Consider the following 25,277-nt stretch of genomic DNA (forward strand, 5'->3'; position numbering starts at 1 on the left):
TAAGCGGCTGTCCCCGGGCCGATCCGCTCAGCGTCGCCACGCGTCACCGCGCGCTGAGAGCTCGGTCGAAGGCGCTCTGCAGCGCGGGCGTCAGGTAGCCGACGGCGCGAACGGTGAGGTGATTGATGTCCCGGTAGACGAGCAGGTCGTCGATGATGACGGGGCACCGGTCACGGTCGCAGAGGAAGTCGGTCATGTTCACCGTGACGGCACCGGCCGCCGTGGCGGCCGCCGTTTCGGCGGCCGCCAGCGGGCGATCCAGCGCTGTCGCCGGGTCGCCTGCACAGCTGAGCACGTCGTTCGGGACGGTTGCGATACACGTCGCGGGAGCGGACGTGAAGCGGGGCGTGTCGGCGATCATCATCACTTCGCTGCCCGCCGCACGCAGCGCCGACACCACGGAGGTGGTTCCATCCGCCCACGCCGAGACCCGCTCCCCGCCGGAGTGCCCGGCGAGGCGGTAACCGCTGTAGCTGGAGATCACCACGAGGTCGGGCGGATTCCCGACCAGTGCTGCCAGCACCGCATCCCGCCATCGGTCACAGCCGGCGTAGGCGACGTCCTTGTCGACGACCGTGACATCGACCGCCGGGCATGAGGACTTCGTGTACGCCGCCACCGACGTGTCGCCGCGCGCCTTCGCCAGTGCCTGAACGGCCGGGAACCATTGAGCGGAATGGGAATCGCCGAACAGCGCGATCCGCGTCGCCGCGTCGGCGGGGCCGTAGAGACAGTCCTGCACCACTTCGGTTGAGACGTCGTGGTGACAGCCGTCGGCGTAAAGCACCGGCACATCGGCGCTGACGGCGTCGAGCGAGGGGGCGAGGTTCCCCGGCAGGGCGCTCGTGGCCGGTGGCGGTGAGACCGGGAAGGAGGCTGCTGTCGGCGCGTCATCCACGGCGGGCACCTCGCGTCGATCCGCCCACGCGATCGTCGCCACGATCACGGCGGCGACGACGGCCGTGGCGATCAGCGCGCCCCACACCGTCACTTTCGCCGGACGGGAGGTGAGCGCCCCGGGTGCGCGCAGCGGCTCCTCGATGATTCGATGCAGCAACCACGCCAGCGGGACCGCGAGGACGACTCCGAGGAGGACCGTGATCCACAGCGGCAGCGGGCGGTGGAACCCCACCGCGGACTGCGGGACGACCAGCAGCGGCCAGTGCACCAGGTAGAGCGAGTAGGAGATCAGCCCGAGGAATCGGGCGGGCCGGATCGACAAGAGTCGTCCGGGTCCCCCGGGCGTTGGAACGGAGCCAGCCGCCAGGATGAGCGCAGTGCCGACGACGGGCGTGATCGCCGCAGTGCCGGGAAACGGTGTCGCCTCGTCGAACACTGCGCCGGCCACGATCACGGCACCCAGCCCGAGCCATCCCGACGCCGCTCGTGCCGTCGGGGGCACCCGCGCGAGGAGATCGCTGCGCGCGAGCAACGCGATGAGCGCACCGACGAACAGTTCCCACGCGCGGGTGGGAAGCAGGAAGAACGCGTAAGGCTGGTTGATCGCCGTCAGCCACACTCCTGCTGCCGCGCTGAGGACGGTGAGGACGGCCACTGCGGCTACGGCGCCGCTGCGATGACGGCGGACGAGAACGACGATGAGCCACAGCACAAGGGGCCAGAGCAGGTAGAACTGCTCCTCGACACCGAGGGACCAGTAGTGCTGGAAAGGCGATGCCGCGTGGTCGGCGAGGTAATCGGTCTGCTGCAGCGCGAACCAGATGTTCGGAACGTACAGCACCGTCGCGAGCGCATCCTTCAACACCCGCACGGCGTCGACCACCGGCACGAAGAGCGCGATCCCCACCACCGTCAGCACCACGACCACGAGTGAGGCAGGCAGGATGCGTCGCACACGCCGGGCGTAGAACTGTGGAAGATCTATCCGTCCCGTTCGGTCCAGGCTGTGGGCGAGATGACCCGTGATGAGGAACCCCGAGATGACGAAGAACACATCGACGCCGACGTACCCGCCCGGGACGAACGGCAGACCCGCGTGGTACAGCAGAACCAGCAGCACGGCGAGCGCGCGGAGGCCCTGGATGTCGCTGCGGAAGGCCGAGCGCTCGGCGGTGGACCGCGCGACGCGGCTGGCGGTGGTCAGCGGGGGCCGTCCCAGTCCAGGAGTGTGCGGATGACGCGCTCTGCGGCGTGGCCGTCGCCATAGGGGGCGGCGTCGGTCTCCGCCGGCCGCGGGCGGGTGACTCCGGCGGCGATCTCCTCCGCCGAGTCGGCGAGCACATTCCAGCCGAGTCCCACCGTCTCGACCCATTCGGTCTCGGTGCGCACGGTCGTGCAGGGAACCCGCAGGAGGAACGCCTCTTTCTGCAGCCCGCCGGAGTCGGTCACGACCCCGGCGCTGCTCACAGCCGAGGCGATCAGGTCTGGGTACGACAGCGGCGCGTGTGCGATGAGCGAACCCTGCGTGAGCGGGATGCCCTGTGCGGCGGCTTTGGCGACGACGCGGGGGTGCGCGAGCAGGACGACCGGTCGATCGAGGTCGGACAACGCGGCCGCGACCTCGGCCAGCCGCCGCGGATCGTCGGTGTTCTCGGCGCGATGGATGGTCGCGACGTAGTGACCGCCCACCGGAAGCCCGAGTTCGGCGACCAAGGGGGAAGGACGGCCGACGACGGCGTCACGGACCTGGAGAAGAACGTCGGTCATCACGTCACCGACCAGCACGGCGCGGTCGGCGAGCCCCTCCGCGGCGAGATGGCCCAGCGCGACCTGCGTGGGGGCCAGGAGGAGGTCGGCCGCATGGTCCGTCATGACCCGATTGTGCTCTTCCGGCATGCGCCGGTTGAAGCTGCGCAGTCCCGCTTCCAGGTGAGCCACGGGCAGATGCATCTTGACCGCCGACAATGCCGCGGCCACTGTGGAGTTCGTGTCGCCGTACACGAGCACCCAATCGGGACGGTGCTCGTCCAGGACGACGTCGAGCGCGGCGAGCATGGCGCCGGTCTGCACACCGTGCGAGCCGCTTCCGACGCCGAGGTGGACGTCAGGCGCACCGATCCGGAGGTCGTCGAAGAAGACGTCCGACAGCATCGGGTCGTAGTGCTGCCCGGTGTGCACGATGACGTGCTCGACGCCGGCTGCGATCGCGGCCTGGTGGATGGGGGCGAGCTTGACGAACTGAGGGCGCGCGCCGACGACGCTGACGATCTTCACGGGCAACCAGTCTACGGTCGCCGCCTTCGGCGGATGCGCATCAAGGGCGGTGTCGCTCCGGCGCCCGCTTAGGGGGCCGCGGGGCGCAGTGCGGCGATGCGCGGGGCGAGTTGCGCCGACCGCTCGTACCGCCGCCCCCATTCCTGCGCGGCGAGACGCTCCTCGGACGTCTGCGTGAGAGCGAGGCTCGCCGTTCTGCGCAGCGCGATCGCGATGTCCTCGGGGCTCAGGCTGCGCGTCGGCGTCCACACCGGGGACGCGCTCAGCACGTCCGTCGCCGCGTTTCCGGGATCGTGCACCGCCGCGATGGGCATCCCCGTCGCGGCGTATTCGTAGACCTTCCCACTGGTGACGTAGCGCCCGGTGCCCAGCGCCAGCACGAGCGCGTCGAACCCTGCATAGGTGCCCGCGATGGCCGCCTTGCTGACGGGCCCTTCGTAGGAGACGCCGTCGGCACGCGCATCCTCGAGAAGGCGCGCCAGCGCCGCGTCCACGGCACCGAAATGTCCGAGATACCCGTGGATCCGCAGCCGCGCGCCCGCAAGGGAGGGATCCTCCCGCCGCGCGATCCGCCAGCCGGCCAGGAGCGCCGGGATGGGCACCTTCTCGGTGACGGTGCCCACGTAGCCGAAGACGAGCCCCCGGTCCCGGCTGGGGCGCACCGGGACGGCGAGCGGCTCCGCATACTCGTCGTAGCCGTTGGCGACGACGCGCATGCGCTCCGCCGACCCCGGATGCTGCGATGCGTGCCACTCGCGGATCGCGTCGTTGACGAACCAGACCTCCCGCGCGCCGGCGAGGAGTTTCGCCTCCCAGCGGCGCACGCCGGGAGTCGCGGTGAGAAGCCGCTTGCCGGAGAAGACGTCCAGCTGCCACGCGTCGCGGTAGTCCATGACGTACGGCACCCCATAGCGGCGGGAGAGGTGCCAGCCGGGGACGAAGTCCACGTGCGGATTAGCCGTGCCGACGGCGATATCGACGGGCCTGTCGCGGTGGATGCGCTCGGCCGCGGATTCCAGGATGGGCCGCAGGCGACCGTAGTTCGGCTCCGGGAAGAAGCGGTAGTCGCGCCACAGGTCCGCGAGCTTCCACCACTCGGGATGACGGGCACGCATCGCCGGCCACGCGGTCACGTCGTTCTGATACGCCGGGACGGGCGCCGGATGGCGCACGATCCGCACGCTCGGATCCACCCGCTGTTCGAGGTCCGCGTCGATGCCCGTCGACCCGAGCCAGAGCTCGCGGGGCACCGTCAGCACCGTCACGTCCCACCCCGCGGCCGCGAAGGCGTTGACGGTGGCCACCGCCCGATACACGCCGCCCGCCCGGCTCGGCGGAAAGCCCCACGCGGTGTACAGAAGGTGTGGCTTCGTCATCGTCGCATCCCGTCCAGGCGTGCCCGCGCCGCCGGGTATCCGTAGACCGCCGCGACCTGCCGGCCTCGCCGCGAAAGCGCGCGCGCGGCCTTCCAGGCCGCGAACACGCCGTCCCGGTCCGGCGCCACGATGAGGTCGGCCGCGCGCAGAGCGCGAACAGCCGCGCCGTGGGAGCGGAGGGCGCGCCAGAACGTGGCACCGGGGTCCATCCACGTCAGCCGCAGCAGGATGCGACCAGGCAGGGTGCGCTCGCACGCGGCCCGGAGGAGGCAGCCGAACCGGCCGGGTCCCCGCACCACGACATCCACGCGGCCTTCGCCCGTTGCCGAGATCACCGTCACCTGCGTCCGCTCGACCGATTCCCCCAGCGCGGCGAGATCGGCGACACCGCGTGGCGAGAGGACCACCACCCGCACGTACCACCTCCTGAACCGTCGGACGCGCCGCAGCAGTGGGCACAGTCCCCTCCCAGCCTAGGGGGCGCGACCATCGGGCCCGCCGAAGTCGGCGTGCCCGCATCCCTCCGGGCCGCAGGTTCCTTCCGGATGCCGGCGCTAGAGTGACGCGGTGCGCATCCTCGTCGTGACCCCCTGGTTCCCGACCTCCGATGCGCCATCTTCGGGACTGTTCGTGCGCCGCGAAGCGGAGGCGCTGGCCGCCTGCCATGAGGTCGTCGTGCTGCACCTGGACTGGCAGCGCCGCTCCGGTGCGCCGCTGCCGACCGACGGCTACCGATCCGCCCGCCTTCCCCTGCACCGCCTCGACCCCCTCGCCTACGTGCGCGCCCGGCGGGCTGTGCGCGCCGCCGCAGCCACAGCCGACGTCGTGCACACCCATGCGCTCACCGGCCTCATCCCGTGGCTAATCGGCCGGCCGTCGACGCGCCCGTGGGTCCATTCCGAGCACTGGTCGGCGCTGCCGGCGCCACAGACCCTCGGCGCTCCCGCCCGCGCAGCTCTCCGTGTACTGCGCCGTCTCCTGACCCGCCCCGATGTCGTGATCGCCGAAAGCGAGCGCCTCGCGGCAGCCGTCCGTGCCACGCGCCGCGGCGAGACGGTCGTCGTGCCCTGTGTCGTGGAGACCGTGCCGGTGCGGGGGTGGCCGCCGGCCGTCCCCCTCAAGCTGGTCGGCGTGGGCGGGCTCATCGCCCGCAAGGGGCCGCTACTGGCCGTCGAGGCGCTGGCCGAACTCATCGTCCGCGGCGTCGACGCGGAACTGACCTGGGTGGGCGACGGACCGCAGCGCGCGGCCGTGGCGGAACGGGCCGCACGCGAGGATCTCCACGGCCGCGTGCATCTCCTGGGGAACGTCGATCCGGCAGCTGTGCGGACCGCACTCGACGACGCTCACCTGCTGCTGCTGCCCACGCAAGGCGACAACTTCTGCGTCGCGGCCGCGGAGGCACTGACGCACGGGCGGCCGATCGTCTCCGGTGCCGACACGGGTGCCCGGGACTACACCGCTCCGCGCGTAGGGGAATTCGTGGCGGTCCAGACTGCGTCGGCTTACGCCGACGCGGTGCAGCGGGTGCGGGAGCGCGCCGCGGGTCTGAGACCTGAGGATGTCGCCGCGACGGTCGCGGGGCGATTCACCCCGGAGGCGGTGCGTCGGGCTCTGGGCGCGATCTATCGGCGCGTGACTGCGCTGTGATCTCGGGGAGAATCGAGGGATGACCCCCGTGGAGCCCCTGCCCGAGCGGCTCGCCGACTGGATCGCGACGCATCCCGGCGGCCCGGTCGGTCACATCGTGGCCCTGCGCCACGGCGTGCCCCGCCCCGGAGACCCGCGCCCGGTCGTGCGCGCCCCGGACACCCCGACGCGGGTCCTCATCGCTCCGCTGAACCACGCGGGCCAGGCCGAGCAGTGGGCGCGCTCGCTCGAAGCCTCCGACGCGCGGATCGGCGCCCGCACGCTCGCGGTGCGGACCGCGTTCGACTATCCCGCCGGCGCCGTCGTGGAGCCGCGCGTGTTCCAGAACTCGAGTTCGTGGCAGCGCGCACAGCGCGACGCCGCGCAGGGGTTCACGCACCTCCTAGTCGAGTCCGCGCGGCCGCCGTTCGGTCGTCTGCACGGCAGGAGCCTGACTCGCCAGCTGAGCGATCTCGGTCCGCACATCTCCACAGCGGTCGTATGCCACGGCACGGACGTGCGCCGCCTCACCGCACCGCGATCCGGTGGCGTGCGTCTCGCCTTCGACCCGGGTGATGCGCTCGTCCGTCGCGCCACGCGCGCCGCCGAGCGGACCATCGCCCAGATCCGGGAGCTGCGGAAGCCGGTCTTCGTCAGCACCCCCGACCTTCTGGACGACCTCCCCGAGGCCCGTTGGCTGCCTGTCGTCGTGGACCCGGCGCAGTGGGAGGGACCGGCCGCGTCGGCGGATGACGCCCGCGTCCGCGTCGTGCATGCCCCGAGCGCCTCCCTCGTGAAGGGCACCGCGCTCGTCGACCCGATCCTGCGCGGGCTCGATGCCGAGGGGGTCATCGCCTATCGAGCCGTCACCGGCGTCCCCCACGACGCGATGCCGTCGGTCCTCGCGGACGCCGACATCGTGATCGACCAGTTCCGGGTCGGCAGCTACGGCGTCGCCGCCTGCGAGGCGATGGCGGCCGGACGGGTCGTCGTGGGGCACGTCTACCCAGCCGTGCGCGAGCGGGTCCGCGCCGCGACCGGCCTCGACCTTCCCGTCATCGAAAGCACGCCCGACACCCTCGACCACGTTCTCCGAACCCTCGCGGCCGACCCCGGAGAGCGCCGCCGCCTCGGCGCCGCCGGTTGCGATTTCGTCGCGACGGTCCACAGCGGCGCGTACAGCGCGGCCGTGCTGCGCGAGTGGCTGGTCCACCCCGCCGGGACGGTGGCCTGACATGACGCGCTTGCTCATCATCTCCTTCTCCGACCTCGCCTCCGACGCCCGTCTGCAACGGCAGATTGCCGCCTTCGACGGCCTGTACGAGGTGGTCACGGCAGGGTGGGGCGACGGTGTCGCCCGCACGGCGCAGCACATCCGGCTGCCGGTGCCCCCGTCCGGTCGCCGACGCGCGCGGCGGATGCGGGTCGAGAGCGTGCTCCTGCGCCTGGGCGCCTACCGGCTCCTTCACGCCACGACGCCGTTGTACCGTGCCGCTCGGCGCGTACTGCGCGACGTACGGGCAGACATCGTCCTGGCCAACGACATCGACGCCGCACCCCTCGCGTATGCGATCGCGCCGGCGTCGCGCGTGCACGTCGATCTGCACGAGTTCTTCCCCGGCCTGCACGACGACAATCCGGCATGGGCGCGTTTGCGCGGGACGTACAACGGATGGCTCGTGCGTCGATTCGCCGCGCCGGCCGCGTCCACCACGACCGTCGCTCAGGAGATCGCCGAACGCTACCGCGACTTCGGCCTGTCCCCCGCCGTCGTGACGAACGCCTCCCGCCGTCGGGACCTGCCCGTGCGTCCCGTCTCCTCTCCCCTGCGGATCGTCCACTCCGGGGCGGCGCTGGCCGGCCGCCACCTCGAGACGATGATGCGCGGCGTCGCGGAATCCCGCACGGATGCCGTGCTGACGATGTACCTGATGCCCAATGACCCGGGGTATCTGGCGCGGCTCCGCGCGCTCGCCGACGAGCTGGGTCCGCGCGTGCGGATCGAGCCGCCCATCGCGCAGCCGGAACTCGTCGACACGCTCGCCCGCCATGACGTCGGTATCCACATCCTGCCGGCCACATCGACGAACCACACCCTGGCCCTGCCCAACAAGTTCTTCGACTTCGTCCAGGCCCGGCTGGGCGTCATCGTGGGGCCGACCGCCGCCATGGCGGGCTTGACCCGGCGCGGCGGCTTCGGCGCCGTCACGGCCGGTTTCACCGCGCAGGACGTCACCGACGTCGTCGATTCCCTGACACCGGCGCAGGTCGCGGCCTGGAAGGAGGCCGCGGATGCGGCTGCGCCGGAGTTGTCGGCTGACAGCCAGACGGCGACGTGGGTCCGCGCGATCGAAGCGATCGCGACCGGCATGGCAGAGGAGTGAGGACGGGCGTCCTCACTCAGACGGGAGCCGCCGCTGCGCCCGCCGCACGCGCCGCGTGAGGAACCACGCAGCCATCTGCAGGCGCAGCGGCGCGTGCCTGTGGAGGAGCCAGCATGCGCGGGCGGGAACCAGGCGCCGCCAGAGGGGCGCCGATCGCCCGGCGACCGCGGCCACGTCGGCCACGGAGGCTCCGCCCTCCAGCGCCGCCAGGACCTCGGCCGGCGCGCGCGGCAGCAGACCGGCGCTTCCGGGACCGACCGCGCGCAGTTGTGCGGCGACCGCCCGCGCCGCGAGCAGATCCGCGGCCTGCAGGGAGGAGGTGCCGGCGCGCTGGGTCAGGGCCGGGATCAGATGCACCCGCAGCAGCTTGGATGCGACGGCCCGGCGCACTGCAAGGGGGCGGTCCGCGAGCAGTTCGAGGACACCGGGGAGGAAGGCGAAGTCGTCGGCCAGGGGGCCGAAGACGTGCGTGACGCGGTCGCTCTGATCGGCGTGCTCGAGATACGCGGGGGCGGTCGGGTCGAACACGATGCCGCCGCCAAGCCATAAGGCGAGGCCGTACGCCTGGTCTACGCCACGCGGCAGCCCTTCGGCGTATCGGAGGTCTCCGAGGGCGGCCCGGCGCTGGAGGCCGAGGGGGGCCGTCCGTTCGTAGAGCCGGTCGCGGTCCGCGTCGAGCGTTCTCCTCCGCCCCGGCCGGATCCGGGGCGTCGGGACGACGCCGCCGCCGTCGCGAACGATCGGCGCGACCACTGCGCGCGCCCCGGTCCGATCGCCCAATTCCACCCATGCCTCGAGCGCACCGGCCTGCAGTTCATCGTCGGAGCCGATGATGCAGACGTAGTCGGCGCACGCCGCCACGACGCCGTGGTTGAACGCGTTCGCCGGCGAGCGCACGCCGTCCTCAAGGGCGAGGACGCTCACGCGCGGATCGTCGGCGAGCGCGGCCAGGCGTGAGGTGATGCGGGCCGGGTCGACGTTGTGCGCCACGACGAGCACGCGCAGCGGGACGCGTTCGCGCAGGACGGACGCGACGGCCCGCTCGACCGGTCGCGCGTCGTTGTGCACCGCGACGACGACGTCGACGCGGTGCTCACTCACGCGCGTCCGCCAGCCCGGCCAGCGCGGCCTGTACGGCGAAGTCCGGCTCCGTCGCCACAAGCTCCTCGAAGGTGCCGGACGCGACGACGCGACCGTCACGCATGAAGAAGATGCGGTCCGCATGACGGATGGTGGAAAGCCGGTGGGCGACGGTGATCGTCGTAACGGCTCCGCGCAGCTCGGCGATCGCCCGGCCGACGGCGGCTTCCGTCGCGGTGTCCAGGGCGCTCGTCGCCTCGTCCATGACGAGGACGAGCGGGTCGTTGTACAGCGCGCGGGCGATGCCGAGGCGCTGACGCTGACCGCCCGAGAGCGACAGCCCCCGCTCGCCGATTCTGCCGTCGATGCCGCCGGCTCGCGCCTCGATGAGACCCAGCACCTGGGCGCGCTCGAGTGCGGCCCGCACGCGTTCCCGATCGATGTCGTCGCTCCACGTGAGAGCCACGTTCTGCGCGACGGTGGCGTCGAACAGCGAGACATCCTGCGGGACGAACGAGATCCGCTCCCGCCACGCGTGAAGTACGCTGCGCAGCGGTCGCCCGTCGACGCTGATCGTGCCCGCCGTGGGCTCGACCAGGCCGAGGAGCAGGTCGATCATCGTCGACTTGCCGGCGCCGGACGCTCCCACGAACGCGACCTGGGACCCGAACGGGATCTCCAGTGTGACCTTCTGGACGGCTTCCGTCCCCTTGGGCGTGTACCGGAAGGACACGTCGCGCAACTCGATGGCGTGCGGGGTATCGGGGAAGCGTTCGGTGTCTGCTGCCGTCGCGGAGGCGACGTAGCGCGTGGACCGCTCGATCTCGTCGAGGACGGCACGCGCGTGCGGAGCGCTCACGTTGAGCTGCTGCAGGACCGATTGGAACCGCACCAGCGCGGGCGCGAGGCGGAAGCCGGACAGTCCGAAAAGGGCGATGGCCGACAACGCGCCCGCCATCCCGTCACCACCGCTGAGGCTGTCTGCGAGGTATCCCAGGACCCCCACCAGCACGATGCCGCCGATGATCGCGACATCCAGCACGTAGCGGGGCACCTGCGCCAGGAACTGGGAGTTCGCGCGGGCGCGAGTGGCGTGCGAACGGTTCTCCCGCACGACGGCCGCAACGTCGCTCGCGCTGCCGCGAAGGGTGACCTCCTTGAGCGCTCCGATCATCTCGGTGATGAGGCGGGACGAGCGGAGAGAATACCGTAGGGCAACCCGCCCGGCTTGCCGGGACCGGCGGGAGATCTGCAACTGCAGGAACAGTGCGATCAGTCCCAGGTAGATGAGCGTGACGATCCCGACGAGCGGCTGGGCGAACGCCAGCACGCCGAGGATCGTGACGAAGCTCATGATCTCGCCGACGAGCGACGCGCCCGGCAGGACGAACCCGGAGATGGTGGTGCTCACGCTGGCGTCGCTGATCCGCACGAGGTCGGAGGAGTTCCGGGAGAGCCGCTCCACCCACGGTGCACGGATGTAGCCATCGAAGACGCGCGACCCGAGGTCGAGTTCGTATCGCGCGAATCGCCGCGTGGCGAACCACTGCAGCGTGAGGGCCAGCACGCCTTTCAACACGATCAGCAGACACACGACGCCCAGGGGCCACGCCACCGCGGGTCCGGTCAGCTCTCCGAAGATCGGCAGCGACACGGTGCCGCCGCTGACAAGCGGCGCGACGATGACCGCCAGCAGCCCCAGCGCGACGCCGTCCAGCACAGCGAGCGCGCCCATCGTGAGCGCATACAACAGCAGGAAGCGCTTCGCGCTGCGCGGCAGGATGCCCAGCACCTGCCGGTACAGCCGCGCGTTCTCCTTCACGCCCGCCCTCCGTGCACGGCCGCGAGGAACGCGCGGCCCTCCGAGTCGGCGTTCACGATCTCGGCGACCCGCGCGGCTGCTGCTTTGAAGCGCGTGATGTCCTCGGCTGTGAGTGCCGCGAGCGTATCGCGCAGCGATGCCGCGTCGAACGCGGGGACGACCACCCCGTGTCCGTGCTCGCGCACGAGCGGCGCCATGGTCGGCGTCTCGCCCACCACGACTCCCAGCCTGCCCTGCGCAGCCTCGAAGAACTTGTTCGGCAGCGCGTACATGAGGTTGGTCTCCAGCGGCCGGTAGAAGATGATCTCGAGGTCGTATTCGTTGATGTGCTCTGCGATGGCACGCATGGGGGCCGGAGGAACGATCCGCATCCGGTCGCGCGCAGGATGAGCGGCGATCTCCTGCTCGAGCTTCGCCAGCGCCGCCGGATTGGGCATCAGCATGAACGTCATGGTGAACTGCTCGGGCAGCGTCCGCATGGCTTCGAGGATCTCGTGGAACCCCCGCGCCCAGCTCGGCATGCCGTGGAACAGCATGCGGATGCGCTCCCCCTCCACCGGCGTCGGCTCCAGGCCGGTGACGTAGGGCGGGGCGTTGCGGACGGGCGTCGGCTCCGGGACGCCGAACTCGTCGGCGTAGAGCTTGCCGATGGGTGCGTTCACCGCAGTGCGGCTGGTGAAGGCGGGATGTCCGATGTGCCGGCGCACCCAGCGGTAGTGGCCCCCGGTGAGGCGCCCGCCCAGTGTGCGGCGGCGCACGTCGGGGCTGCGGTACTCGTGCAGGTCCAGGTGCAGCCGCGCTCGGAGGGCGGCCGGCGTGAAGTCCCGCCGGTCGGCCACCCACGGCGTGAATTCGTACTCGTTGAACGCCACGAGGTCGTACCCGCCCTCGCGGATGCGGCGGCGCAGCTCCCGCGGAACCCGATCGGTCAGCTGTGCACGCAAGCGCAGGCGTGGAGGGAGGAGGAAGTGCGTCGCGAGGGCGCCGATCCGCCCACGTGTCCACCGCGGTGGGTCGGCGAGGACGAAATGATCCCGCACCGCTTCGGTGGGATGCGCCCCGAGGCCCAGGGTGTCCACGGTCCACCCGTCGGAGGTGAGCCAGTCGATCTCACGGCGCACGCGGGGATCCGTGGCGAGGTCGGAGTACGACAGCACCAGCGCCGTACGCCCGTTCGCGATGTCGCTCACCCAGTTCGCCTTTCGCCCGCCCGGACCTCGCCGGGCATGCGCCCGAGCGGACGCGCATCGACGCCGCGGGCGGATGGGGCGATCCTACCGCCGCGGCCCTGCGAGGCCGCCGGACGGTTCATGTCGTCGCGCCGAGGAAGGGCGTGAGGACGCGGGCGACGTACCGGCCGTCATGCAGCGCCCGCACGAAGTCAGGACCTCGAAGTGCCAGCTCGCCGTACCGTCCGGGATCCGACGCGACATCGACGAGCAGGTCCTCCAGCTCGTCGGGGTGGGCGTCGAGGATGGGAAGCGGGATCCCTGCCTCCCGCTCGGCGATGCGGCGCACGTCGTCGGAGATGCGGCCGACCACCAAGCGCCCCGCGGCCATGGCCTCGATCGCCGTCGTGGAATAGATGCCCAGGCGGAACTGCTCGAGGACGATGTCCGCCCCCGCATAGAGCGATGGCATCGCCGCGTGAGGGGCATCGCGCACGGGACGGTAGGAGATCACCCTGGCCTCGTGCAGACGTCGCACCGCGCCGCGGATCAGTGCCGTGCCCTTGATCCGCTCGTTGGTGGGGGCATGCATCACAACCGGTCGGCCGCCGTCCAGGGCCGGCCGCCGGTTCGCCCACGGCGCGGGGTCCACGACGTTGGGAAGCCAGACGGCGCGAGGGACGTCTCGCAGCAGATCGGCGGTTGCGACGAACACCGGCCGATCGTGCTGTTCGGCGAGGAACTCGCCGTTACGTCGCGCGATGTCCTCGAGCACGCTCCGCAGACCCCACTCGGGATCGCGGAACGGTGAGAGCGGATCCAACTCGGCGTGCCGACTCGGAAGCCGCAGGTCGCTGCCATGACTGACATACGCACGGGCGATGCCGCGTGCGTCCAGCCACGCAGCCTCACGACGCACGTCGGCACCGCACGTCGTGCCGAGCACCGGCCGCTCGGACTCGACGAGCACGTGGGTCACCTGGCTCTCCACGGCGGACGCGTGCGCACGCCCCCATTGGCGCGAGCGGGCGAAGACCGCGGAGGGAACCGTGTGGTCGGCTGCGAACCGCGGCCCACCGTCGCGGGGTACGGCGAGGTTGACCGCGGCGACATGGGGCAGCAGGCGCGCACTGTGCGCCCAGGCGTACCCCTGGGCCGCCGAATTCGCCGGCCCGACGAGGAGCCGCACGCGAGCCTCCGGAATCACGATGGGCGCGGGGACGTCCTCGGGTCGCCACCCCAGTCGATTCGGAGCGAGGCGATGCGCGACCTCTTCGGGCAGCGTCCGCAGCAGCGCACCGGCGGTCGCACGCAGTCTTCTCACCATGTTGCCGGCTCCAGAGGGTCGGCATCCAGCACGTCGGGGACGGAACGGCGCATGGTCGCCGGGGCCCAATCGTCGCGCAGAGTCTGCGCCCACGTGCCGAACCGTTCGTCGCCGGTCAATGACTCGAGGCTGTCCAGCTGCCAGGAGTGGATGACGTGGTACTTGGCGTTCTGCCAGAGCGGTCGTTGGCAGAAGGGCGTATCCACGCAGTAGTACGAGACTCCTCCGGGTACACGGACCTCCGGCATCACCTCCAGGACGGTGGTCGCTCCGCCGTCGAACATCCGGGCCGCCTGGGCATCGCCGGTCATCCGCCAGTAGTCGTGGATGCCGAACAGCGCGAAGATCTGGCCGTTGAGCACGAGCAGCGGCGGCTGCCCTCCCGCGTACTCCTCCAGGAAGAGCGCGCCGTCCTGCACGAGCACGGCCCACGGTTCCTGTGCGGCGCGGGGCTGCAGGAAGCTCTTCCACGTGCGATCGGCGGCGACGTGCCAGCGCTGGTCGCCCGTCTCGGTCGCCAGTCGCACGAAGAGCGAGAGCGCCTGACCCTGAGCCATCGCCGACCACCAGGGCGCCCGCAATGTGCGCTCGCCGTACGCCCAGTCGAACGAGTAGGCGAACCACCAGGCATCGCCGCGCAGGGTGCGCATCTCGATCAGACGCTCGGCCTGTCGCACCGCACGCTGCTTCCACGTCGCGTCCCCGGTGCGCTCGAACTCCGCCAGCGCGGAGATCCCGTACTGCGCCATCGCGACCGGGTGGTCTGCGAGAGCCCGATCGCCTCTGCGGTGATACGTCCGCAGGCCTGTCGCATCGACCGTCTGAGCGGCGTCGTGCACGTCCACCGGGGCCCGGTCGGCGTACGGGACGGGAGCGGCCGGATCGAGGGTAAACCCGGTGGCGCGGAACACATGGTCGACCGGACCTGCGTCCGGCGCGCTACATCCGGTCAACGCGGCCGCCGACTCGCTGATGGCACCGACGCCACCGAGGACGACCCGCGCAGGGGCGCCGAAGACGGTCATCGCGCTGAGAGGAGCCTGCGGGACGCAGGACGGCCGGACGATGTGGAGGGGGGCGCCCCGTACCCCGGCGAGCGCGGCGCCGGCCAGCGCGTCGGGGAAGTCGGCGCCCGTCGCCATCACCACCAGGCCGGCATCGCCGGGGGCGAAGAAGGCTTCGTTGATCGCGGCAGCGGTCTCATATCGAGACGCGCCGGCGTGCCGCTGGACGACGAATCCCGCGCGCTGCAGCTGCGCCTGGATCCCCGCGCTGACGGCTCCGTACCCGCCGGCGACGGAGATCCCGCGGGCGCCCAGTCGCGCGAGCTCGGACAGGACGTCCGACGGGAGGGCCTGCGCGGCGCCGTTGACCAGCAGCACCGGCATTCCCGCCGCCCCCGCGGCGCCGGAGGCGGCCAGCGCATCGGGGAACGTGCGGCCCGTGGCGAGCAGCACGTCGGGAGCAGCGCCGGCGGGGAACGCCGAGGCGACGAGCCGGGCCGAGGTCTCATAGCGGTCGCGGCCGCTCACGCGCGAGGTCGGTGCGATCGCCCCGAGCTGTCGCTCCACGCCGGCGTCGACGACTCCGGTGCCACCCACCACGACGATCCGTGCCGGCGCCAACCGCGCGATCTCCGCCGCGACCGCCGCGGGGAGGACGTGGCGCCGTGTCAACAGGAGCGGTCCACCGTCACGAGCCGCAACGGCCGCTGCCGACAGCGCATCGGGATAGTCCGCGCCGGTGGCGACGTAGACCACCGCGACACCGGGCGCGAAGGCCTGCGACACGGCCACGGCGGTGCCGTAACGGTCGTCTCCGGCAAGCCGGGTGACCCCCTCCGGCATCGCGGGCAGCGAGGCCCCGCCCGATGCCAGCCGCGGTGCGACACCGTCGGCCGCGGCCGCGGCGGGCGTGGCGACGGCGATCACGAAAGTCAGGAGCAGGGCGAGCCCGGCGGCCGCCGACTGCTGCCACCGACGCCGCCAGGACAGCACAGGATCGGCCCTCGTCCCCATCCCGTGACTCACAGAGTCCGAGGGCTGCCCGTTCGAGCGGACTCCAGCGCGGCCTCGACGACGGCGAGGGTGCGCTGACCCTGCACCATGGTCACCACGTCACTGTCTTCGCCCAGCACGGCGTCGCGGAACGCCTCGAGTTCCACTCGCAGGGGCTCACGCTTGGCGAACGCATAGCGGGTGACGTCGCCCTCCGAGACGCCCCGGAACGAGGACACCGACTCCCACTCCAGGGGGATCGTGCCGTTCGCGAAGAACGTCAGGTCGCCGGTGGCCGTGTCCGCGACGAACGCGCCCTTCTCCCCGGTGACCACGGTGACGCGCTCCTTCATGGGGCTCAGCCAGTTCACCAGGTGGTTGACGATCGCTCCGCATTCGAGCCGCCCGGTGATCGCGATCATGTCCTCGTGCTCACGACCGCTCTGGAAGGTGGTCTGAGCGAACACCAGCCGATAGTCGCTCTGCGCGACCCACGCGGTCAGGTCGATGTCGTGCGAGGCCAAATCCTTGGCGACGCCCACGTCTGCGATGCGTGACGGGAACGGCCCCTGGCGCCGCGTCGCGATCTGGTACACCTCGCCGAGGTCGTCCGCCTCCAACCGACGTCGAAGCTCCTGCAAGGCGGGGTTGAACCGTTCGATATGCCCGACCGCGCCGACCAGTCCCGCGGCCGCGAACGCCTCGACCATGCGCTGACCGGCGTCGAGAGAATGCGCGATGGGCTTTTCGACGAGCGTGTGCACACCCGCTGCCGCGAGCTTGAGCGCCGCTTCCTCGTGGAAGCGGGTCGGCACCGCGACAACGGCGATGTCGATCCCAGCGTCGATGAGCGCGTCGATGTCGGGCAGGATGCCGAGTCCGCCGGCGACCCCGTGCGGGTCACCCCCGGGATCCGCGATCGCCACCAGCTCCACGCCGTCCACCTCGCGCAGCACGCGCGCGTGATGCCGCCCCATCATGCCGACGCCGAGCAGGCCGGCGCGCAGCACCGTCATCAGGCGCCCGCCCCGGCGACGGCGTTGACCGCGGCGACGATCCGGTCCAGATCCGCGGCCGACAGGGAGGGGTGCACCGGCAGGGACGCGACCTCGCGCGCGGCCTTCTCCGTCTCGGGCAGGTCCAGGCCCGGGGCGTACGGCGCCAGGGAGGGCAGACGGTGGTTGGGAATCGGGTAGTACACGCCCGCGCCGACGTTGTGCTCGTCCTTCAGCGCCTTGACGAAGCCATCACGGTCATCCGCGACGCGGATCGTGTACTGGTGATACACGTGCACGGCGCCGTCGGCGACGGGCGGGACGACGACACCCTGCAGATGCGCGTCGAGGAAGGCGGCGTTCTGCTGGCGCGTCTTCGTCCAGGCATCCACCTTCGTCAGCTGCACGCGGCCGATGGCCGCGTGGATATCCGTCATGCGTGCGTTGAACCCCACGACCTCGTTCTCGTACTGACGCTCCATGCCCTGGTTGCGCAGCAGCTTGATCATGCGAGCGGTCTCCGGGGTGGCCGTCGACACCATTCCCCCCTCACCACTGGTCATGTTCTTGGTTGGGTAGAGCGAGAACATCGCGAACTCTCCGAAGGTTCCCACCGGCTTGCCGTCGAGCGCGGCACCGTGGGCCTGGGCGGCATCCTCATACAGCGCGATTCCACGACGGTCGGCGATCTCGCGCAATTCGCGCATGCGAGCCGGGTGCCCGTACAGGTGCACCGCGAGGATGCCCTTCGTCTTTTCCGTGATCGCGGCTTCGACAGCGACCGGGTCCAGCGAGAACGTCGCGGGCTCGATATCCACGAAGACCGGGGTGCCACCGGTGAGCGCGACGGAGTTGCCCGTCGCGGCGAAGGTGAACGACGGCACGATGACCTCATCCCCCGTGCCCACGCCCGCGGCGAGCAGTCCCAGGTGCAGACCCGACGTTCCGGAGTTCACCGCAACGGCCGGACGGCCCTGAACGAAGTGGGCGGAGAACTCCGCTTCGAACGCCGCCACCTCGGGGCCTTGTGCGACCATGCCGCTGCGCAGCACTCGATCCACCGCGTGGCGCTCTTCGTCGCCGATGATGGGTTTGGCCGGCGGGATGAACTCGCTCACTCGGACTCCTCTGACGGGTTGGTTTGTGTGGGGGTGTTCCGAATGCCCGGGACCGGCGCGCGGCGGGCGATCGCGGACACGACATCGGATGCGCGGTCGGCGACAGCGCTCAGCGAGAGGTTCTCGCGAGCCCACTCGGCACGCTGCGCTCGGCGACGTTCGGTCTCGCCGCTGGACTGTTCCTCCAGCAGCTGCCGCATGCCCTCCGCCACGTCCTCCACGGCGAAGCCCACCGCCAGACCGAGTCCGGCGCTCGCGACGAGTTCGCCCCCTTCGGCGGGCCCGGCGAAGAGCACGGGTGTGCCGGTGGCCGCGGCCGCGTAGGTCTTCGTCGGTCGGGCGAAGTCGTAGCCGATGCCGGGCACGATGCTCACGAGCGCAGCCACGGCGCCCCTGATCCACGTCGCCGACTCGCGCGGACTGATGACCCCACCGAAATCGACCCGCCCGGGCACGAGCGCCTCGGCGAGGTCGTGCAGGCGTGCTTCGACGGCGCCCTGACCGAAGAACTTGAGGCGCAGGTCGGGATCACCGGCGACGATCGAGGCGAAGGCCCGGATGAAGACGTCGGGTTGCTGCCATTCCGACATCGTCCCGGTGTAGACGAAGTACCTCAGCTCGGGTGAGGCCGGTGCGACCGCGGGGGTGAACACCGAGGTGTCGATCCCGTTGCCGATCGTCGCCACGCGCAAGCGGTCGGCGCCGAGCATGACGAGCCGATCGGACACCTCCTCGCTGACGGACAGGATGCCGCGAGCCCTGCGGAGGACGAGCCGCTCGAGGCCGCGGATGACCGAGATCACCGCGCGGGGCGCGCCCATCGAGATGACGCCGTCCGTCCAGACGTCGGCTGCGTAATACACCACCGGGCGGCGCTTCAGCAGGGCGACGACCGTGGCCACGAAGCCCGTCGTCGGCGGCGATTCGGCCACCACGACGTCGAAGCGCCGCAGGAGCAGGCGGGCGATGAGGGGCAGATCGAAGCTCAGGTACTGGAGGTATCCCCGCACGTTGCCACCCCGGTCGCGGAGCACCGGCCATCGTCGCACCCGGACGTCGGCGGGGTCCTCCACCTCCGGGGCCGCCGCGGGCGGGCGGGTGCTCAGCACATCGACGGCCATCCCGCGCCGAGCGAGCGAGCGAGCGAGCGCGCCCAGGCGGAAGGAGCCGGCGCTGACCTCCGGCGGGAACAATCGCGAGACGATGACCGCCCGCACGCGTGCGGGGGTGGTTCCGTCGTCGGCGAGAGGCATTTCGATCAACTCTATCCAATGCCCCTCAGGCATCACGGGGTGCATGCCGTGATCCGCCAGAGGGTGGCGGGCCCGCTTCCGGCCACTCGTTCGAAGCCGTCCTCGCCGGCGAATCCGGTCATGCCGGGCATGACATACCGTCCCGGCGCCTCCTCCCCGGGGCCGAAGTCGAGCACGTATTCCGGGTCGCTGTACTCGGCGAGTGCCGCGCACACGGCGGGATCATCCGCGGCGTCGCGCAGGCCGTCGGCGAGCGTGTACCACGCGAGGTGGCGCGGCGGCGCCCACGTTCGCGGGAAGACGTCGAGCCCGCTGAGCATGTAGCCGAGCGCACCCCCGGTGGAGGGGTTCACGAGAATGCGCGCATCCTCTTCGACATACCGCGGCAGCTCTTCCAGGAACGCCCGTTCGGCGGGCGAGAGGTAGGACGTGGCGTCCTCCGCGTACCGCGACTTCGTGTCGAAGGATGTCCCCTCGGGCATCTGCTGCACCGGACGCACCACGATGCCGATCACGAGGAGCACGGCGATCAGAGCGTACGTCAGCCACTGCGCCTTTCCTCGGTCGCGCACGAGGGCGGCCACCCCGGCGGCGATCGTGGCGGCGCCGAGCGCGGCGAGGGGGATCACCACGAGCGGGACCAGGGCGGAGATGCGGTAGGGGTCGGCGTACCAGGCCCCCAGCAGCAGGGTCCGCAGCCCCTCACGGTCCACAGCCGCGACGGCGACGTACAGGGCGCTGATCGCCAGCCACGCCCCCACGAGCCACCGGAGGCGAGGCGAACGCAGGGCCGCGACGATGCCCACGAGCGTGAGCACGCTCACGAGGATCGCGGGCGGCAGACGCAGATGGGCCGTGAGGACGACGTCGGCCAGGGCGCGGAGGTTCCCACGGAACGGGTCCCAGTGGACGCCGCTCGTCGAGGACGAGAGCACCACCCACAGACCAGCCAGCGCCCCCCACAGCACCACGACGGCGAGGACCGGGACCCATCGCCGAGGCGTGCGGAGCACCGCGAACGTCGCCCACACGAGCGACAGGAGCCCGAATGCCAGCAGACCGGCCGGCTGAGCGATACCGATCGCACCGATCGACATAAGGACGACGGTGGCCGCCGCGACGGCGCCGCGCCATCCGCCGGGCCAGCCGTCCGTCCCGCGTACCCAGCGCGGCACGGTGAGCACGGCCGACAGCGCCGCGGGGATGAGCGCGGTGGACAGCGCGTTGGGATAGAGAACCCCCCACTGGAACATGAGCAGCGGGAAGGTGTGCAGAGCGCCGGCGAGCACCCCCGCCGCCGCCGCGACGGAATCGTCGTCGGTCGCCGTGCGCGCGAGCAGAGCGATGCCGATGGGCCAGATCACAACGGCGATGACGACCGCGACCGCGTTCGCAGCGACAGGGATGCTGGTACCCGTCATCATCACCACGAGGGACGTGATGCCGTGCCACCCGGCGGGATAGAAGCCACGCCCGCCGATGACCCCGCTGACCTCCATCGCCGAAGCGGACTGCGTCTCCAGGATGTAGCGGAGGGCGTTGAGGTGGAAGACCGCATCGTTGGTCTGGGAGATGTTGTCCGGACCCTCGATGTACAGGACGAGGCGCACGAGGATCAGCGTCGCGCCCACGGCGATGCCGGCTACCAGGAGCGCGGTCCTGGCCTGCAACGGCGGACGCGCCGGCGTCCGCCTCAGATTCAGCACGCGGCCGGCGACGGCCGCCGAGACGATCAGGAGCAGGCTTCCCGCGAGGAAGGACAGGGGCGTCCACGGGATCCCGACAACGTCGAGGACCAGCGCCAGTCCGCCGACGGTCACGGTGCCCACGACGGGAGCGAGCCCCCACAGCCGCAGCCCGCGCATCCCGAGCAGTGCCAGCACCGCGGCACCCGGGCCGAGAATGATCGCGGCGGCGGCCAGGATCACGGGCGTTGCTGCGATCCAGTCGCCGATCACGATTCGACCAGGGAGATGGCGCCCGCCACCGGCCCGTCGTAGACGACCTCCCCCTTGTTCATGACGATGCCACGAGTGCAGAGTTCGCGGACCATCTCCATGTCATGGCTGACGACCACGAGGGTCTTGTTCTGCGCGATGAGCTCCTGGAACTTCAGCCGGCACTTCTCGCGGAACGGCGCATCGCCGACCGAGAGGATCTCATCCACCAGCAGCACGTCCAGTTCGACGTGGATCGCGACCGAGAACGCGAGCCGCATGAACATGCCCGACGAGTAGTGCTTGACCTCCTGGTCGATGAACGGCTCGATCTCGCTGAACGCCACGATCTCGTCGTACCGCGCCGCGATCTCCTTGCGGCTCATGCCCAGGATCGCGGCGTTGAGGAAGACGTTCTCGCGTCCGGACAACTCCGGGTGGAAGCCGGCCCCGACCTCGATGAGGCCGGCGACGCGACCTCGGGTGAGCACCTCTCCCCCGTCCGGCTGCATGACGCCGGAGATCAGCTTGAGCAGGGTCGACTTGCCCGAACCGTTCAGCCCCAGGATCGCCACGGACTCGCCCTCGTTGATGACGAGATCCACACCGTTGAGAGCATGGAACACGCTCGTGGTCTTGCGGCCGCGCAACGTGGCGACCACCGTGTCCTTGAGCGAATGGGCGTGATGAAGAAGGAAGGTCTTCTCAGCCCTCTGGACGACGATGCTGGGCCTGAGAGAAGTCGTGGTGGTCATAGATCCTGCGCGAACCTTCCCTCGAGGCGGCGGAAGACCAGCTGGCCGACGAAGAACACGACGACACCGATGAGGAAAGCCCACAGGGTGTTGATGCCCAAATCGGGCGCGAGTGGCATGTCTGCGACAACCGGCGACGTCGATCGGGCGGTGTCGGTGACGGGATACCAGAACGCGTAGTGGAAGAGCTCGACAGCCTGCGTGATCGGGTTGAGCAGGTACAGCTCGGTGAGCCAGTCCATCCCCACCGTGCGGGCTGCCTGCGCCACCATCGTCCAGTGATACAGGACCGGTGAGGCCCATGTCGCCAGCAGGAGCAGGAGCTCCACGATGTTCTCGGCATCGCGGAAACGCACGTTGACGGCTCCGAAGAAGAGCCCGAGGCCGAGCGCGAAGAGCAGGATCAGCAGCACCGCCGCGACGATCGCGAGCACCTGCAGGATCGTCACCTGCACGATCCACCCCATGAGGAGGCACACGACCAGCAGCAGGGCCACCTGCGGCAGGAAGTGCACGAAGGCGACGACGACGGCCGACGCGGCGAAGAGCTGGCGCGGGAGGAATACCTTGCGCACGAGCGGAGCGTTGCCGACGATCGACGTCGTCGCGTTCTTGAAGGCCTCGCTGAACAGGTTGATGACGACGATGCCGCTGAACAGGTATACGGCGTAGTTGGGGATGCCGCGATTGAGGTCGAGGAACAACCCCATCACTGCCCAGAAGACGAGGAATTGCGCCGCCGGGCGCACGTACGACCAGGTCCAGCCCAGCACCGAGTTGCGATACCGGGTCGTCACGCCCGTCCGGATCAGGAGCCGCAGCAGGTAGTGCCACCGGAAGACATCCAGGAGACCGCGGCTGCGCCCGGGGACGTCGAACTCGGCGCGCGGCACGGCGGCGAAGGGGTCGGGTGTGTTGCTCACGATCGATCGTTCTCGGGGCGGATTCGCCGGGTACCAGCGAACTGGGCCAGTCTAGTCGACCCGTTCCTGTGCTCCCGGTGGACGGACCCCGGACTCACGTCAGCATCGTTGGAACTTGCCCACCGCCGGGTTCAGAACACCGACGCCGCCGACGAGGGTATACGCCCTAGCGCCCTTGTTCACCATGAAATCGGCGCTCCCACCGGTCACGCACGTGCCATAGGTGACGAAGATGGGCACGCCACGCTCGGCGGCGAGCACCGCTCCGGTGAGCGCGTCCGGGAAGTCCTGCCCCGTCGCCAGGACGATCGAGCCGGTCCCGGCTCCGAAGGAGGCATTGTTGAGGGCCGCGTTGGTGGCGAAGCGGTTGCTGCCGCCATAGCGTGTGACGGCGAGGCCGTGTCCGGAGAGGTCTGCCGCGATGCCTGCCGACACCGCGCCCTCGCCCCCGACCACCACGGCGTCGCGGGCTCCCAGCGCGGACAGCGTGCGCACCGTCGCCGCATCCAGGCTGGCACCATTGCCACGGACCAGCACGACCGGCGCGCCCGTGCGCCCCGCTACCGCGGCGGCGCCGAGAGCATCGGCGAAGTCGTGTCCGGTCGCGATGTAGGCGGCAGAGGTGGAGCCGAACTCCGCCGCGATGAGCCGGGCGGTCTCGTACCGATCCGCGCCCGCGATCCGATCGACGGTGAGCGCCGAGCCCAGCGCCCGTCGCAAGCGATCCGGCATACCCGCATCGATGACCCCGGTGCCGCCGACGAGCACGACGCGCTGGGGTGCGAGACGCTTCAGCTCGGCCTCCGTCGGCGGAGGCAGCGCAGTGGACCGGGTGAGCAGCAGCGCGGCGTCCTTGTTCGCCGCGAGCGGCGCTGCCGCCAGGGCGTCGGCGAAATCCGTCCCCACCACGAGGTATACCGTGCTCGTCCCCTTCGGGAAGGAGGCCCGCGAGACGGCGACCGCCGTCTCATACCGGTCGCGCCCGTCCAGCCGATCCGACGCGAATCCGCGCGCCGACACGCTCGCCGAAGTGCTCTGGGGCTTCTCTGAGCCGTAATGCGCGAAGACTGTGACGGAGATGCGCGCAGTGGCGTCGTCATTCGTCGCGCGGTACGTCGATGCGGTGGCTCCCGCGATGACCTTGCCGTCGCGGTTCCATTGATAGGAGAAGGAGGACGGCTGGGGAGTCCAGGTGCCGGTTGCGGCCGTCAGGATCTGGCCGGATGCGGCGTTCCCGCTGATCGTGGGCGTGCCTGGTACCACGGTGAACGTAGAGAGGTACTTCGTCGTCAGCCACATCTGCACGCCGTTGACGCTGGCCCTCGTCCACGCCCCGTACGTGCCGGAGGCCTGCACGACGGTGCCTTTCGCGAGGCTCACCGCTCCGGTGCCGCACGCGGTCGTCGGCGCACCGCGGGCATTGAGGGAGGCTGCGGTCACGACGAGCCGGTCACCGCGCGGAGCGATCTCGGTCGCGGGCGGCACGGTGCACGGAGCGACCTGCGCCGCGGGAGCGCCGGTGACACCGCGGAACCACTGTGCGTAGTAGTTGTAGAAGTTCCTGTTCCCGTACGACGAGCAGTCGTCACCGGTCCCCCATCCGGCGGCGAGCGCCGCGATGTTCGGACGGTAGGGCGTGTAGATGTAAAGGTTCGCCGTGGCCTGGTTGTGGATGTACACCTGCGAGGTGCCGCACGCAGCCTTGTCCGGGTGCCACTGGATCGTGTTGACCCGACCGGGGCGGTAGTTGTACCAGGTGGGGTTCTGGACGTAGATCTGCTGCTGGCGTGCACCGAGGTACATCTGGTTGACAAACCCCGCCGCGCGAGGGTCGCACGGCGCGGTGTCGGGGCAGCTCTGGCCGAGCGCCTTGTCGTAGTGGGTCGTGGTGGGCTTGGTGCGCGTCACCAGGCTCTGCTCCTTCTGGAGCATCACCAGAAGCACCCGCGGGCTGATCCCGCACGCCTGACCCGCGGCGGCGATGATCTCCGCTGCCGTGGCGCGCGCCTTCCCCGGCACAGCCTTGCAGTACCGGTCGGCGGCCATCGCGGGCAGGTCGGCCCGGTAATCCTTGATGCACGCAGGCCCACCCGGTGCCGGTACGCATGATCCGCCCTTGTCGTTGAGGAACGCCTGGACCTGCGCGGCCGACATCGCAGCTCCGTCGAAGAACTCGGCGTCGCTGATGATCATCCCGCCGTCGAAGATCGACCCCCCGGCGGCCTGAGCCGAACCCGAGGGGGACGCCGCCCCTAACGCCGAGCCCAGCAGAACGCCGGCGAGCGCGAGTACGGCGAGCTTGGACGCCCGCCGCGGGCGCTCTCGGGTGTGAAACATG

At 70.7% G+C, this 25,277-nt stretch carries 19 protein-coding genes; 3 read left to right on the top strand and 16 right to left on the bottom strand.

What is annotated here, in order from left to right; all coding sequences use genetic code 11:
• Positions 1–43 precede the first annotated feature (43 nt).
• The 4 genes from E4V99_RS01500 to E4V99_RS01515 form a co-directional block, all read right to left on the bottom strand.
• Positions 44–2,119, bottom strand: a complete 2,076-nt coding sequence (locus E4V99_RS01500; protein WP_280790812.1) for an acyltransferase family protein — start codon at positions 2,117–2,119, stop codon at positions 44–46.
• A complete protein-coding gene (wecB, locus tag E4V99_RS01505) occupies positions 2,101–3,174 on the bottom strand; it encodes a UDP-N-acetylglucosamine 2-epimerase (non-hydrolyzing) (protein WP_135116174.1) in 1,074 nt (357 codons plus the stop codon). The genes E4V99_RS01500 and wecB overlap by 19 nt, the downstream gene beginning before the upstream one ends.
• A 68-nt stretch (positions 3,175–3,242) precedes the next feature.
• Positions 3,243–4,550 carry a glycosyltransferase gene (locus tag E4V99_RS01510; RefSeq protein WP_135116176.1) on the bottom strand — a complete coding sequence of 436 codons (1,308 nt, stop codon included), beginning with the start codon at positions 4,548–4,550 and terminating at the stop codon, positions 3,243–3,245.
• On the bottom strand, positions 4,547–4,966 hold the full coding sequence (locus tag E4V99_RS01515; protein WP_135116178.1) for a hypothetical protein: 420 nt from the start codon (positions 4,964–4,966) through the stop codon (positions 4,547–4,549). Before E4V99_RS01515 ends, E4V99_RS01510 begins: the two co-directional genes overlap by 4 nt.
• A gap of 151 nt (positions 4,967–5,117) precedes the next feature.
• Between E4V99_RS01515 and E4V99_RS01520 the strand changes: the two genes are divergently transcribed.
• Genes E4V99_RS01520 through E4V99_RS01530 form a run of 3 tightly spaced genes read left to right on the top strand, consistent with a single transcriptional unit; the run spans position 5,118 to position 8,563 of the window.
• Positions 5,118–6,200 (top strand): glycosyltransferase family 4 protein, encoded by a 1,083-nt coding sequence (locus E4V99_RS01520; protein ID WP_135116180.1) that lies wholly within the window; start codon positions 5,118–5,120, stop codon positions 6,198–6,200.
• A 19-nt stretch (positions 6,201–6,219) separates the two neighbouring features.
• Positions 6,220–7,413 (top strand): glycosyltransferase family 1 protein, encoded by a 1,194-nt coding sequence (locus tag E4V99_RS01525; protein WP_135116183.1) that lies wholly within the window; start codon positions 6,220–6,222, stop codon positions 7,411–7,413.
• Position 7,414: 1 nt separating this feature from the next.
• Positions 7,415–8,563, top strand: coding sequence for a glycosyltransferase family 1 protein (locus tag E4V99_RS01530; protein WP_135116185.1), 1,149 nt, complete (start codon positions 7,415–7,417; stop codon positions 8,561–8,563).
• Positions 8,564–8,575: 12 nt separating this feature from the next.
• Here the strand turns inward: E4V99_RS01530 and E4V99_RS01535 are convergent, their stop codons facing one another.
• The 12 genes from E4V99_RS01535 to E4V99_RS01590 form a co-directional block, all read right to left on the bottom strand.
• Positions 8,576–9,664, bottom strand: a complete 1,089-nt coding sequence (locus E4V99_RS01535) for a glycosyltransferase (RefSeq protein ID WP_167758048.1) — start codon at positions 9,662–9,664, stop codon at positions 8,576–8,578.
• The gene (locus E4V99_RS01540; RefSeq protein WP_245233096.1) at positions 9,657–11,465 is read right to left on the bottom strand and encodes an ABC transporter ATP-binding protein; all 1,809 of its coding nucleotides are present in this window, start codon (positions 11,463–11,465) and stop codon (positions 9,657–9,659) included. Before E4V99_RS01540 ends, E4V99_RS01535 begins: the two co-directional genes overlap by 8 nt.
• Positions 11,462–12,655, bottom strand: a complete 1,194-nt coding sequence (locus tag E4V99_RS01545; protein WP_135116189.1) for a glycosyltransferase — start codon at positions 12,653–12,655, stop codon at positions 11,462–11,464. The genes E4V99_RS01540 and E4V99_RS01545 overlap by 4 nt, the downstream gene beginning before the upstream one ends.
• 118 nt (positions 12,656–12,773) lie before the next feature.
• Positions 12,774–13,961 carry a hypothetical protein gene (locus E4V99_RS01550; RefSeq protein WP_135116191.1) on the bottom strand — a complete coding sequence of 396 codons (1,188 nt, stop codon included), beginning with the start codon at positions 13,959–13,961 and terminating at the stop codon, positions 12,774–12,776.
• Positions 13,955–15,979 (bottom strand): cell wall-binding repeat-containing protein, encoded by a 2,025-nt coding sequence (locus E4V99_RS01555; protein ID WP_135116192.1) that lies wholly within the window; start codon positions 15,977–15,979, stop codon positions 13,955–13,957. The genes E4V99_RS01550 and E4V99_RS01555 overlap by 7 nt, the downstream gene beginning before the upstream one ends.
• An 8-nt stretch (positions 15,980–15,987) precedes the next feature.
• Positions 15,988–16,974: a Gfo/Idh/MocA family oxidoreductase gene (locus tag E4V99_RS01560; protein WP_135116194.1), complete on the bottom strand. Its 987-nt coding sequence runs from the start codon at positions 16,972–16,974 to the stop codon at positions 15,988–15,990.
• Positions 16,974–18,071 carry a DegT/DnrJ/EryC1/StrS family aminotransferase gene (locus E4V99_RS01565; RefSeq protein ID WP_135116196.1) on the bottom strand — a complete coding sequence of 366 codons (1,098 nt, stop codon included), beginning with the start codon at positions 18,069–18,071 and terminating at the stop codon, positions 16,974–16,976. The genes E4V99_RS01560 and E4V99_RS01565 overlap by 1 nt, the downstream gene beginning before the upstream one ends.
• The gene (locus E4V99_RS01570; RefSeq protein ID WP_135116198.1) at positions 18,068–19,324 is read right to left on the bottom strand and encodes a glycosyltransferase family 4 protein; all 1,257 of its coding nucleotides are present in this window, start codon (positions 19,322–19,324) and stop codon (positions 18,068–18,070) included. Before E4V99_RS01570 ends, E4V99_RS01565 begins: the two co-directional genes overlap by 4 nt.
• A 32-nt stretch (positions 19,325–19,356) precedes the next feature.
• The gene (locus tag E4V99_RS01575) at positions 19,357–21,282 is read right to left on the bottom strand and encodes a DUF6541 family protein (RefSeq protein WP_135116200.1); all 1,926 of its coding nucleotides are present in this window, start codon (positions 21,280–21,282) and stop codon (positions 19,357–19,359) included.
• Positions 21,279–22,016, bottom strand: coding sequence for an ABC transporter ATP-binding protein (locus E4V99_RS01580; RefSeq protein WP_135116202.1), 738 nt, complete (start codon positions 22,014–22,016; stop codon positions 21,279–21,281). Before E4V99_RS01580 ends, E4V99_RS01575 begins: the two co-directional genes overlap by 4 nt.
• Complete coding sequence (locus tag E4V99_RS01585) at positions 22,013–22,939, bottom strand: ABC transporter permease (RefSeq protein ID WP_240742820.1); 927 nt, start codon at positions 22,937–22,939, stop codon at positions 22,013–22,015. Before E4V99_RS01585 ends, E4V99_RS01580 begins: the two co-directional genes overlap by 4 nt.
• A gap of 99 nt (positions 22,940–23,038) precedes the next feature.
• On the bottom strand, positions 23,039–25,276 hold the full coding sequence (locus E4V99_RS01590; protein WP_135116204.1) for a cell wall-binding repeat-containing protein: 2,238 nt from the start codon (positions 25,274–25,276) through the stop codon (positions 23,039–23,041).
• Between the last annotated feature and the right edge of the window lies 1 nt (position 25,277).

This window comes from Microbacterium sp. dk485 (assembly GCF_004570445.1).
Classification (GTDB): domain Bacteria; phylum Actinomycetota; class Actinomycetes; order Actinomycetales; family Microbacteriaceae; genus Microbacterium; species Microbacterium wangchenii.